At 36.1% G+C, this 13,584-nt stretch carries 8 protein-coding genes and 2 pseudogenes; 6 read left to right on the plus strand and 4 right to left on the minus strand.

The window, feature by feature from the left end; translation table 11 throughout:
- Positions 1–231: 231 nt before the first annotated feature.
- Positions 232–1,104 carry an SMP-30/gluconolactonase/LRE family protein gene (locus tag P20480_RS08965; protein ID WP_008129730.1) on the plus strand — a complete coding sequence of 291 codons (873 nt, stop codon included), beginning with the start codon at positions 232–234 and terminating at the stop codon, positions 1,102–1,104.
- 110 nt (positions 1,105–1,214) lie between these two features.
- On the opposite strand, the gene P20480_RS08960 is transcribed toward P20480_RS08965, so the two are convergent.
- From P20480_RS08960 to P20480_RS08950, 3 genes are all read right to left on the minus strand, one after another.
- Entirely contained in the window at positions 1,215–1,673 is a 459-nt protein-coding gene (locus P20480_RS08960) for an NfeD family protein (RefSeq protein ID WP_008129732.1), read from the minus strand.
- A 17-nt stretch (positions 1,674–1,690) separates the two neighbouring features.
- Entirely contained in the window at positions 1,691–2,644 is a 954-nt protein-coding gene (locus P20480_RS08955; RefSeq protein WP_006791622.1) for an SPFH domain-containing protein, read from the minus strand.
- Positions 2,645–2,763: 119 nt separating this feature from the next.
- Positions 2,764–4,206 carry a sensor domain-containing diguanylate cyclase gene (locus P20480_RS08950; protein ID WP_033025454.1) on the minus strand — a complete coding sequence of 481 codons (1,443 nt, stop codon included), beginning with the start codon at positions 4,204–4,206 and terminating at the stop codon, positions 2,764–2,766.
- Between the two features lie 217 nt (positions 4,207–4,423).
- Here P20480_RS08950 and P20480_RS08945 point away from each other — a divergent pair, with 217 nt between their 5' ends.
- Positions 4,424–5,317 carry a cation diffusion facilitator family transporter gene (locus P20480_RS08945; RefSeq protein ID WP_008129736.1) on the plus strand — a complete coding sequence of 298 codons (894 nt, stop codon included), beginning with the start codon at positions 4,424–4,426 and terminating at the stop codon, positions 5,315–5,317.
- A 329-nt stretch (positions 5,318–5,646) separates the two neighbouring features.
- On the opposite strand, the pseudogene P20480_RS18110 reads toward P20480_RS08945, so the two are convergent.
- Positions 5,647–10,103, minus strand: a pseudogene (locus P20480_RS18110) (EAL domain-containing protein).
- Positions 10,104–10,313: 210 nt separating this feature from the next.
- Between P20480_RS18110 and P20480_RS08940 the strand changes: the two are divergent.
- From P20480_RS08940 to P20480_RS19195, 4 genes and pseudogenes are all read left to right on the plus strand, one after another.
- A complete protein-coding gene (locus P20480_RS08940) occupies positions 10,314–10,865 on the plus strand; it encodes an isochorismatase family protein (protein WP_008129744.1) in 552 nt (183 codons plus the stop codon).
- Between the two features lie 132 nt (positions 10,866–10,997).
- Positions 10,998–12,464, plus strand: a complete 1,467-nt coding sequence (locus P20480_RS08935) for a methyl-accepting chemotaxis protein (protein WP_008129747.1) — start codon at positions 10,998–11,000, stop codon at positions 12,462–12,464.
- Positions 12,430–12,972, plus strand: a complete 543-nt coding sequence (locus P20480_RS08930) for a DUF6436 domain-containing protein (protein ID WP_083830898.1) — start codon at positions 12,430–12,432, stop codon at positions 12,970–12,972. The genes P20480_RS08935 and P20480_RS08930 overlap by 35 nt, the downstream gene beginning before the upstream one ends.
- Positions 12,973–13,385: 413 nt before the next feature.
- Positions 13,386–13,581, plus strand: a pseudogene (locus P20480_RS19195) ((2Fe-2S)-binding protein).
- Positions 13,582–13,584: the final 3 nt, after the last annotated feature.

A 13,584-nucleotide genomic window follows, 5' to 3' on the forward strand; every position in this document is an offset into this window, starting at 1 on the left:
GCTTATGTTAATAATAAACCTTTAAAAGGGTCACTGATTTTGCAACATTAAGATGGATAATATGCGTCAATATTTTTGCATAAATTGACATTGTTATAGTTATTATATCGCGAACGTAAGTCAGCATAATTTAGCCGTTGTTGCTTTCGAGCCCGATAATTTAAGAGCCTTGTACTGCGAATAATTGTACCAAGGTCATAGTTTGCTCCTAAAAGGTAAATAAACTCTATAATGAGCGATTTTAAAATCACCTTATTTAATAATACGCAAAATCAGCTTGGCGAAAGTCCGCTATGGCACCCAATGTTGGCAACACTCTTCTGGGTTGATATCAATAAAAAACTGTTATTTTGTTGCTCACTCGGTAAACCAGCAAATGCTTACTCGGTTGAAATGCCTTTTATAGTGACAGCTATAGCTTGGCAAGATAAAGAGCATTTAATTTTAGGAACTGAATCTGGGATTTATCGTTACAATATAAAGCGTAAAATACCTCAGTTAATTACGGAACTTGAAAGTGGCGAGACGAATAGGCGCTCAAACGATGGGCGTGCCGATCCCTGGGGTGGTTTTTGGTTAAGTACAATGGATATTACTGCCGAAAAAGGGCAGGGCAAGATATACCGCTATTACAATAAAAAGCTAGATTGCATTGTGACTGATTTAACCATTCCTAATGGTTTGTGTTTTGATAAAGCTCGCTCTCGTGGTTACTATTGTGACTCTTTTACAAGCTGTATTTATGTTCTTGACCTTGATGTTAATACAGGTGAAGTTGCTGGCACGGCGAAGGTATTCTATCAATTTAATAACACCGATGTAGATCCCGATGGTTGCGTAATCGACAGTATTGGTAACTTGTGGTTAGCGGTATGGGGAATGGGCTGTATTATGTGTTTATCGCCTGATGCAGAAGTAATTCATACAATAAAAGTAAATAACCTCAATCCTACATGTACAGCATTTGGCGGCAAACAAGGTGAGCTGCTATTTGTGACTTCAGCAGTGTGCGAGTCTAATAAGGACTTACAAAATATACAAGGGACGACAATTCAAATTAGCGGGATAAAAAACGGGCAACTAGAGCCACCCGTTATTTTATAATTTGTTTACAGGTTACAGGTTACAGGTTACAGGTTACAGGTTACAGGTTACAGGTTACAGGTTACAGGTTACAGGTTACAGGTTACAGGTTACAGGTTACAGGTTACAGGTTACTGGGAGACTGGTTTGACCCACATAACGCCAACATCTTTTTTCATAACGTATACGCGAGTGCCTGCAGTAATTGTTTGCTCACTTTTTAATTTCCAGCTAATACCTGAATAATTATACGTAGTTAACCCTTGATCGGTAACGTCGTCATCTAGGGTAAAAGTAAGCTCTGCAAAATCGTTTGTTACGGGCTTTGTATCCACACGGTTTTGCATTTTTTTTAGAGGTTTCCACAGGCCAATGGCTAAAATAGCCGTTACCACTGTGTTACTCCATAGTGCAGTTGTTAATGAGTCAGGCAATATTCCTAAGCTCATTGAAAAACCAGTTATCAGTAGTGATAAGCCAAAAAATAATAGAATAATAGTAGAGAGACCCAGCACGGCTACTTCTATTATTAAGGCAATTATACCAAGCACCATAAGTGCTTGTGGTAAATTTTGTATAATAAAATCCATACAAACCTCTTTAGGTGTTAACCTTTATTTTGCTTGTTTAAACTATTAATGATTGCCATGCCTTGCGCAACCATTGAGCTTGCATCTGTTGCGTTGTCAGGGAGAAGAACAACAGATGATTCACGTGCAATGGCTTCTTTAGCCGAAATGGCTTTAGTTGCTAAATCAAGTTGAATCGCTTTTTGCCCTTGCTCTGTATCAGCGGCTTCACCGACTTTTAATAGTGCATTGGCTTGTGCTTCAGCGACGGTTGTAATTGCGGTAGCTTCACCTTCTGCACGTAAAATTTGCTCAGCTTTATCTGCTTCTGCAGCAAGCACTTGTGCTTGCTTTTTACCTTCAGCGACATTTATATTTGCTTGACGGTCACCTTCAGACTCTAAAATTTGAGCACGTTTTACACGCTCAGCCTTCATTTGTGCTTCCATAGCTTCCATAATCGAGTTCGGTGGCACAATATCTTTAATTTCGTAACGCAGTACTTGAATACCCCATGGCTCAGATGCCTGGTTTATTGCAGCTACTATATTTGTGTTTAGTAGGTCACGCTCTTCAAAAGTTTTATCTAGCTCCATTTTACCAAGCTCTGAGCGCATTGTTGTTTGCGAAAGCTGAACAACTGCAAATGTATAATCGTCAACACCATAGGTAGCTTTGTACGGGTCTAATACTCGAAAGTACAATACGCCATCTACAATTAACGAGATGTTGTCTTTTGTTATAGCTGATTGAGATGGAACATCTTGGGCCTGTTCTTTTAAGCTGCGGTCGGCAGATATTCTATCGATAAACGGAATAATAAAATTAAGGCCGGCTTCTTTGGTTGATTGGTATTTACCAAAACGTTCAATTAGCCAAGCTCTATTTTGAGGGACAAATTTAACACTGCTTTTTAGAAGCACAATAACAAATATGAGTAAAAATGCCTCAACAGTAAATACGACATCGAGAATTTGTGACACTGGATCCATTTAAATATTCCTTATAATAATTAATCATAAAATGGTGTGTTGTTTTAATTTTAAACTAATAAAGACTACCACTTTTCAATGTAATTACCTACAAAAAGTGGGCACTTAAGAAGTACATATTATCGAGGGGGGCTCTCGGAAATTTTATTTCGACCAGTTTCTTTAGCGTTATAAAGAGCAGCGTCTGCTTTTGCAATAATGTCTTCTGCTATTGTTTTTGTGTTAGGAATTAGGCTATAAAAACCAATGCTTAAAGTAAGCATATCACTCACTTCTGAATATTTATGCTCTATACCCAACTTGGCTATTTCTTTTTGAATTAGAGTGGAAAAGCAATATGCATTATCAGTATTGGTACAGGGTAAAATAAGTGCAAATTCTTCACCACCATATCGAGCTGCTAGATCGCCGGGGCGCTTACATAAATTTTGCAGTGTTTCAGCAACTTGTTTTAATGCCTCATCCCCTTTTTGATGACCATAACTATCGTTGTATTTTTTAAAAAAGTCGATGTCGCAAATAAGTAAACTAATGGGTTGTTGGTAACGAACGCATCGTTGTATTTCGTCGTCTATAGTTTGATCAAAGCATCGACGATTAGCTATGTTAGTCAAGCCGTCTGTATTTACCAGCTCACTTAATTGTTGATTGGCTGTGATAAGTTGCTGCTGAGTAAGTTCTAATTTTTGTTTATAGTTTATATTTTTGAACGCGTTGGTTAGTATTTCCCCCACTAATTTTATTCTGATTAAATCAAGGTTTGTCCATTCACGTTTTACTGATACACAATCGCAACCAATAAAACCAACAAGCTCTTTTTCGTAGCTTAAGCCAATGCACATTACTGATTTGATTTTTTGTAGTTCAAATTCTTTTTTTTCACCACCTGCAGAGGCTGGTAAATCCGCAACATCATTTACTTTAAAAAGGTAAGTGTCGTTCATTAATTTAAAAAAGTAGGGAAGTTCGCTTTTAGGAATATTTTGTAGTGAATCTTTGAATGGTGTTATTCCCGTATTTACCCACTCATGAGTATTACTCATTTGCGTGTTTTCATCGTTAAATTTAAATAAATAGCTGCGATCTGCATGGCATACAGTGCCAATTGCTTTTAATGCATAATTAATATGTTTATCTACATCATCGTTTTGAATATCAATGAGATCGGCTGATATATTCGATATAACAACATCAAAGTTATATTGTTCATCAATTGTTTGTTTTTCTATTTCAAAGGTGATCATTGAAACGGTCTCGGTAATATTGGCAAATTTAATGTTCAGTAAGAAGGCTGTTTGATCTACTTCAAGCACCACTTTATTTTGAACATTAGGTATAAGATAAACATCAAAAAGGTTCTGTAATAATAAAGTTTTTTTACTTAAAGGGCTTATTAGCTTTATGTGACCAAAGTGATTTTCATTCAAGTCAGAATGCTGCTTTAAATTAAACAGGTTTAACGCGGATTCGTTCGCTTTGTAGTTGCGTGTTTTTGAGTCGTGGACCAAAACAGCAAAAGGGAGACACTTTAATGTACTCCAGATCTCTTTAATCGAGTTCAACGTTTAAGTTACCTCATTTTCTATAAAAGATAGGACATATCCGATTGATTTTTATTCTTATAATATAGTTTTAGTACAGTTTTGTTGATATTACTAACTTTTTTAGTGCGTTTATGTGAGTCACGCATTATAATTGATACTGTATATCATTACTCCTTTCTTCAGTGAGCCTTTAGCGGCTTACTTGCATTCTAAGTATAGGTAACCCAAGTATTTCATGACCGAAATTACAACACACCAAGCTTCTCGTAGGCGCTTACTCATTGCGCTTGCAATAACATGCTCATTTATGATCATACAAGTAATTGGCGCGTATTATGCTAATTCGCTTGCTGTATTAGCTGATGCAGGACATTTGTTTGTGCATAATAGTTCGCTATTTATTGCCTTAATTGCTTCAAGTTTTGCTATTCACTTAGCTAAAACTTTCAATGATGGCTATCAACGGGCTGAGTTAATGGGTGGGCTTATTAATGGCATTTTATATCTCGTAATTAGTTTGGTGATTCTATATGAAGGTGGGGAGCGATTTATTCATCAGCATGAAGGTAACGAACTTGAGATAAATAGTTACTTAATGTCGGTAATTGCGGGGCTAGGCTTTTTGTTCCACGGTGCCGCTGCTTGGGTATTATACAAGGGACGAAAAGCAAGCATTAATGTTTATGCCGTGTTCTTACATTCGTTTTTTGATTTGATTTCTACTGTGTCCACTTTTGTTGCTGGTGTACTAATATATTTCACAGGCCTTGCGGTCATCGATATTTTATCGAGTATGCTTATAGCGTCGTTTGTATTGTTTACGGGCATTAAAGTAATTATAAGTTGTATTAAAGGTTTGCGTTTAAATAAAGCAAAACTTCCCAAGGTAACAGATATTGAAAGCGAAATCACAAGCATAGAACATGTACATAACGTACATAATGTAACTGTAACACGTAATTACGATGGCCTAGTGGTGGGGGCTCATGTGGTACTCAAAAAGCACTGTACTATTGAAAAGCATGACGAAGCATGTCGCTTAAAGGTAGAGAATCTGCTTGCTGAAAGGTTTAGAGTAACGAGTAGCGTACTGCAAATTGAAAGCCATGAATGCCATCATATTCACTAGAGTTTATTAACCTTTCAAAGTTAAATTCCAACGGCCTACATGGTGCTTAGGCAAGACAGTGCACATAAGGTGTGTACATTCACAAATAGTTGATAACGCAGAATTAATGCAAGCAGACGCGGCCCCAAAGGAATCTCCCGGGGCAGTTTAATTCTTGTTGCTCGGCTTTGGTTTACTGTTACACCGTGTAAAGGCTGAAGAGTAGTGCAGGAGTAGTAGCCAACCTGGTGCTGCGATTAAACCGCTTTAAGTTTTAACAAACACTAACCCACAAAGGTCATTAGAACTGTGTGTTAGTGGATGGGGGCTCTAATGCCTTGCTAGTTGCTTCAAATAAGCTCAATAATTTTTCTAAAACAACTATTTTCATTAAGTGCTTCAGCGCTCATTGGTTTTGCAAGGTAGTATCCTTGAAGCACATGGCAACCAGCGTTAATTAAAAACTCCATTTGGTCACGATTTTCAACGCCTTCAGCAATACAATATAAGTTTAAATTTTCAGCTAAAGAAATAATAGTTTTAATAATTGACTCGTCTCCTTTGTCCTCACCAATACTATTTACAAAACTTTGATCTATCTTTATGACGTTAATTGGGAATTGGCTCAAGTAAGTCAGCGAGGAATAGCCTGTACCAAAGTCATCAAGCAATAATTTAAATCCTGCTGCTTTTAATTTTTGTAACTGCTTAGCAGCTTTCAGTTTATCTTCAAGCAATATAGTCTCTGTAATTTCGAGCCTCAGTTGCTTTGGCAGAATACCCGCGTCTGCTAGTATGCATTGTAAACGTTCGGTTATGTTCTCCTTTAAAATATGTTTTGGTGATAGGTTTAAGGAAATATAAAATAATGGATTGTCATTCAGTAGTGGCGCTAATTCAATAAGTGCGCGTTTAAGGGCTAACTCAGTTAAGCGCTCGATCAAACCGGTTTCTTCTGAAATTGGAATAAACACAGCGGGTGAAACAAATTGCTCTTTGTTTTTCCAGCGCATTAGTAGCTCTACACCATTTATTGTTCTTGCTTCAATATCAACAATTGGCTGATAATGATTAAAAAATAAGTCGGCTTTTACTGCATCTTTTAAATCATTTTCGAGCATTAGCTTTTGTTTTATTTGTTCGTTCATTTCATCGCTAAAGAAGCTAAAACCATTCCTGCCATTTTGCTTTGCTTGCATCATTGCGACGTCTGCATTACGAATTAAAATGTCGGTTGTTATTGCATCAAATGGGTACAAAGCAACGCCTATACTGGCAGAAATATTAATCGCAAAGTCTTCAATCATCACTTTATTTGCTAATTCTTTACTAATTAGCATAACTGTTTCTTTTAATGAGTCCTGAGATTCTACATTTTTAATAAGAACTAAAAACTCATCTCCACTTTGGCGGCCAAGCTGTGCATTTTCGTTAAGAATATTACTCACCCGTTCAGTAATATTACAAAGAAGCTTGTCACCTACAGCATGACCAAAAGAGTCATTTACTGGCTTAAACTTATCTAAATCTATAAATAAGAGTGCGCAATGTGTATTTGAACTTTCGGCTTGTTTAATGGCTTCCTCAATTTCTTGATACATTAAACTACGATTTGGTAGTTTTGTTAGTGCGTCGTAATTGGCTAAATAACGCAGCTCATTTTCAGCTCTTTTTTGCTCTGTTAGGTCAGAAATAACAATTACATAGTAGCTTACTTCTGTTGTACTTTTTGCTACAGCAGTCACATTAATATGCACTGGGTGCTTACTGCTTTTAGCTGTTTTTATTAACGTATCAATATGCCAGTTTTCAGTTGGTTGCAATTTTTTTAGTATTTTTGCGAACTCTTTACAGTTTTCTTTACCAATAGACTTTATAAATAGTTTCGGGCTAATATTTGTAAATTCCTCTGAATCAGAGAACGTTCTTATAAAACTATTATTTGCTGAAAATGGCATTAAATGATCGTCTAAAATCAGTAACCAATCGTTTATTTGGCTAAATGCTTCACCTAGTATTTTGGCTTGTTCTTCATTGGCACGCTGCTCTGTAATATTGGTATAAATACCAGATACATACAAAGGTTTGCCTGTTTGAGTGTCAAAAATTATTTGGCCAGTGTCTTGATACCACAACCACTGCCCATTTTTATGGCGGAGACGATATGTTAATTGCCAATTTTTATTTTTACTTTTTTTGCTTATAAAGCCTTGCCATTTGGTTTCAAATCGACGCTTATCGTCAGGGTGTATAATAGAATAAAACAGCTCTATCGATACTCGTTCTTCAAGGTTCTCATAACCCAGTTCTATGCCGCGTAAGGTATTTACAGAACCATCTTTAAATCGAAAATCCCATATTCCACTTTTATTATTTTTAAGAGCGAGCTCTGTTTGTTTTTTCGAATTTATAGTGTCTGTATGCGCTTGTTGAATAACATTTTGGCGGTTACGGTATTGCCAGAAAAATAAAGCGAAGAGGCTTAACATAACTATAATATAGGTGAATATCGCAAAGGGTGACTTCCAAGGAGCATAGGCTACATTCATGCTCAGCTTAACTGGTTGGGCTTTAATTACACCATCTTTAAAATGAGCGTTGATCGTGAGAGAGTAGCTTCCTGGTTGAAGTTTAGTAAAAAACACCTGATTTGATTTTAAGTTGTCATAGGTAAGTGATGTTGGGCCATCAAGAACCACATCATATAACGTTTTATTTGTATCTGGGTAAGAAAAGTCAGAAAAGCTTACCGTTAACCCCATATCATCATGGCTCAATTTGAGTGGTTGATTACTGTATGCAAGAGGTGAAAAAGGTAATTCTCTTGTCAATAGACTGACATCTGTAATTGCTAATTTATCTTTTTTAGTTGTTGCTTTTGTATTGAAATCAGCAGGATTAAAAAGAAGCGCGCCAGCATTACTACCTAATATTATTTGCCCATTATTCAATTTTCTTTGTGTGTAGTCTGTAAATTTATTGGTGCTTAAACCATCTTTAACAGAAAAACTTGTAACATTAAGTGTATTGAGGTTTACCTTGTAGAGCCCACTCTCAGAGCTTGCCCACAGGTAATCATTTTCATCAGGCACTAAAGACAAAATTGAATTAGAATTTAAAGAACTTTTAAGCCCCAGAGAATGTTTACGTTCATAACTTTGTGGGTCTATGCCAATTAAGCCTTCATGAGTAGTTGCAAGCCATAAAATATTTCTTTTTAAGTCATGGTAATAATTATCTACAGTGTAATAGATGTCGTCTCTATTCTTTGATGACTCAAATATTTGGTTTAAGCTTTGTGTTGACTCGTTATACCTATATAGGCTGTTGGTCATACTAATTAAAAGTTCATTTGGGTGTGTTTCTATTGGCGGAAGGAACACATAGGCATATATCGGGTCTAGAAAGTTTTTAAGTCCTTTAATAACCCTTATATCACCCGTTTTTTCGTTAAAAAGGTAAAAGTTTTTGTCACTTGCAAATGCATATTGATGAGTGCCAATTTTGGCAAAACCGAAAACAGTAGGTTGAGTAAGTAAATCGTTATTAGTACTTAAATTTGATACTAATTGCTTACTATTTTTATCAAACAATTCAAACCCATTGTAAGAATATAGCCATAAATATTGGTTGTTTCCAAGAGAGGAAGCAAAAATATCATAAACTGCTGACGAACCAAACACTGCTTTAGCGTCGGTTGAGTTTAAAAAAGTACGCGTAGTTTTTGTTTTAGGGTTGTATTGAGCTAGGCCATCGTTTGTGCCAAACCATATAGTATTATCTTCGTCTTCGTGAATTTTGTTTATCGTATTATTGACGGGCAACTTAATATTTTTAAATCGTCTTGTATTAATGGGCCACGTGAATACCCCTTGGCTTCTTGATGATAACCAAAGTACTCCTGTTTGGCTTATTGTTAAATCGTCTATTGAGTTATCGTTTATATTAAATTTACTTTTTCATAATTTAAAATAAACTCTATTTCGCCGTTTACCCGGCTAAAACTATATAACCCTTTTTCTGTTGCTACAAACTCACCCTGCTCAGAATTAATGTAATCCCAGATATTAAGATCGGGAATAAGCGTCGTTATTTTAGAACTGAGTACAAGGTTATCTTCTGAAAATGCGAATTTATACAGCCCTTCTACCGTGCCAATTAGAAGGCCAAGCTCTTTATCTACCTGCAAAAACTTTACATTAATGTTGTCTATTGTTGTGTGTTCGGCAGAGTGAAGTGGTATTTCTTTAAGCTGATTACTTACAAGGTTGAACGCATATAGCCCATTATTGGCACCAATGAAAAGTGTATTGTTGTGTAGTGTTAAAGCGCGAATAAACGAAGTTTTTTCAGCTAAAGCGGCTGTTTTTTTAAAAGTAGCAGTGGTTTTGTCGTAAGTGACTATTTGGTTATCAATTGCTAAGTAATAAAGTTCGTTTTTTTCGGCCATTGCTGCAACAGGTGAATAAATCTGTTTTTCTTTATCGAGCTGACCAGAGTAAATTTTTTCTGTTTTTAAAGTTTGCGGATCTATTATGAATGCCCCAGCTATATCAGTTGAAACCAGTAGCTTACCGTCTTGTGTTTTCAACAGCGTAGAAATGTAATGTTTGTCTAGCTCAAAACCACCGTCGAATGTTCCAACGTTATAGCCATCAGACCTATTTAGTCCTTGTTGTGTAGCAATCCAAATGTAGCCAATCTCATCTTCTTGTATTTTTACAACGTAATTTTGTGAAAGACCTTCATCAGTAGAAAGACGCTGTAGCTGTTGGGCATAATTTTGCGATGCAAATGCATTGGTCATACACAACATTATAAATAGAACAAAAAGGGATAATTTACTTATTGGCACTGATGACCGATCTCCGAAACAGGTACTGCTCTATACAGCTAAGTGTTAAATATAGCACAATTTTTATTTTTTTTTACAAAAAATAAACTAATTATATCAATGCAAATTTAATGCAATGAACTAATATTTAACACTATTTAAGGGTTTTAGGGAGGTCTTAAAATGGGCTTAACAAACATACAGGCTAAAGATAGTCTTTTACTGATCATAGATATTCAAGAGCGACTTTCCCCCATGATTAGTGATTTTCAAAGTCTTTTAAAAAATACGCTAAAATTAGCGCAGGCATCCTGTGTTTACGACATACCAACACTTATCTCAGAGCAGTACGTCCAAGGATTAGGAGAAACCGACAACAAAATTAAATCTGTTTTACCGCGTGCTACGTATTTTAGTAAGGTGCATTTTAGTGCTTGTGAAGAAGCTGGCTTCTTAGATAAGTTAATTAGTTTTAACAAAAAAACGATTGTTGTAGTGGGTACTGAGGCGCACGTGTGTGTTTTACAAACGTGTATTGATTTATTAAAAAATGGATTTGAAGTGGTTTTAGTAACAGATGCAATAGGCTCTCGTAATGCAGAGCATAAAAGTATCGCAATAGAACAGCTAAAGCATGGCGGAGCGGTAATTTCATGTGCAGAAATTATTATATTTCAATGGACAAAAACTGCAGCTACGCCTACGTTTAAGAAAATATTACCTATAATTAAATAGGTTACTTGTATATAGTGTAAATTAAATGTTTATTATTATTAAATTTTAAATTATTCATTGATAATATCGGTACTATTTGGCTGTATTTGTACTAAGTTAAATGTATTAGTAAAACTAAAAGTTAGGGTCTTTATGTCTAGTGTTAGTCGTTTATTAACAATTATTTTTGTCATCTTATTCGTCGAATCTATAGGCCTTGGCCTTTATTTTGGTACGTTAACTCAAGCATTTATAGTCGGTTTGCCGTTGTGTTTATTACCAATATGGCTACTTAAAACTCAAGAAAATAACCCTATTACACCCCACATAGTCGCTGCTGCAATTATGATGTTTTCTTTTCTGCATATACAGCAAGCATTTGGCTTAATTGAAGTGCATTTTGAAATTTTTATATTAATGCCTATTTTAATTGCTTTTGTCCAGTGGCGCGTTTTCATTACAGCTATATTGTTTGTCGCGGTCCACCACTTTTCTTTTTACTACTTACAAACCCAAAATACGGGCTTTTATGTTTTTGACCCTGATAGGCTTGCTTTTAGCACTGTGATTATTCATGCAGCTTATGCAATAGTTGAGGTGCTTGTTGTAGGTTACATAGCAATTACTTTAGAGAGAGAGCGCCGGGCTGGAACATCACTTAGCTCAGCAACTGAGCAAATCATGGAAAACTCTGAGCACATTAAATTATCTCTTAGAGCCGATTACACGCAAAGTGAAGCCGTTGTTGGTTTTAACACCTTGCTCGATTACTTGTCGGACGTTATTAAGCAAGTTAAAACTCAATCGTATTCTCTTAAAATCAATTCGGGTGAATTAATACAAGTTCATGATCAACTAGCGAATGGTGCACAGCAACGAACTCAGCAAACAGATGATATAGCTAATTCGGGTGCTCAAGTTGCGCATGGTTTCAAATTAGTAGAGCAAGAAAGCGAAGTGTTGAAAACACAAGTAGATAGCATCACACAATCTGCAAAAGGGGCTTTAGACGACGTATTGCAAACCGACAGCAAAAGTAGAGAGCTACTGAATTTGTTAAATCATACAGAAGAGCAAATTAATCAACTCGTTGCTGCCGGCGATGTCATCTCAAGCTTATTAAACGAAATATCTGGAATTGCTGAACAAACAAATTTACTTGCGCTTAACGCAGCCATTGAAGCCGCCAGAGCTGGCGAGCACGGAAGGGGCTTCGCAGTTGTAGCGGATGAAGTACGATCATTGGCAAACCATAGTAAAGCAACTACTGACAAAATAGGCCTGACTCTTAAAGACCTTGTTACAAATAGTAAAACATCTACCCAATCAATGACTCAGTGCGTAAGCTTTGTTGTTGATTTAACTGAAATAAGCACTGCAATGAAAGAAAATATTTCAGCAATGAGTGAACAGATAAAAGCGGTGTCGAGTAGTACTAGCTCGGTTGCACAAGTTGTTTCAGAGCAGGCTGGTAATACAGAACAAATTGCTAACAGCACAGACCAAATGCGCCAAAACCAGTACGAAGATTCCAATATTGTTAAGCAACTCACCGACAAAGTTCAGTTAATCGACGTGAGTATTGATGTACTTGAGCAATCAATTGCTAAATTTAAGTAACGATCACCTTTTAAAGTTTACAATATTAGCCTGGTTAGGATTCGTTATATCAGGCTTAGTTTATTTTCAGGTTGGCCAGCTAAAATCGTTTGATAGTGACAGAGTACTATTACAGGAAGGTTGGTTTTTAAGTTTTAAAAAGCAGCTAGGGTTGAATACGCAAATACACGAGGCATCTTTAGTTCTTGTCATAGAGCAAAACTGTGGTTGCGCAAAGCAGGCTAAAGCACACATTACCGCACTTAAACGGTTTGCTGACGAAAAAGGCTTTAATATTATCGAGCATCCTTATTCAGCTGAGTTACATCACGTTATTCCAGCTACGCCAGCCGCAGTAATTATGGATAAGAATGGCGAGTTTGTTTATGCGGGGCCATTATCCGAAGGATTGGCTTGTTCGCAGGGCAGTGGTTTTGTAGAAACGGCAATGACTAACTTAGTTGCTGGGTTTAACTCAAAATTACTCGTAGCAGATACTAAAGGCTGTTATTGCAAAAATAGGGTCTAGTTTAAGAGTGCCGCTCCCTTGAGTAAATTTGTTGAGTGTTAAATCACTACTTTTTTTTCTTTATCAAAAAGAGCCTAACTGAGTAGTCAGTAGTTTTATGCAAGTGCTTTATATTTGTGTTAGTGCACACTTTTGAGTGAAAGTTTTATTAGTCAACTCTCAAATGAACTAATCTATATTCACTAATTATTAGATTTTAATGATCAATCTATTAATTTGAATCAATGGCGATACTAAATAAAATTGACAAAAGATTAGGGGAACAATGAGTTACCAATTTTTGTATGAAAGGTTACCCTAAAGTTATAATTGGGTTTAAAATAAAATTCAAATAATGCTCTAAAAATTATTGATAACTATTACTATTTAGATTAATATAACTATATCGAAAGTAATTAGAGTGGTTTGTAATCATGTACATTTGTCTATGTCACGGTGTCACAGATAAAAAAAATTGAACAAACAATTGATGATGGTGCAACAACTATGCGTGAGTTGGCAAAAGAGCTTAACGTCGGCAGCCAATGCGGAAAATGCTGTGGTTGTACTAAGAAGATTTTGAATCGCAAGCTGATTCAAATTGCAGACATAACAGATCAAGTCGCTTAATTA

This window comes from Pseudoalteromonas sp. BSi20480, assembly GCF_000241365.1.
GTDB lineage: Bacteria > Pseudomonadota > Gammaproteobacteria > Enterobacterales > Alteromonadaceae > Pseudoalteromonas > Pseudoalteromonas marina.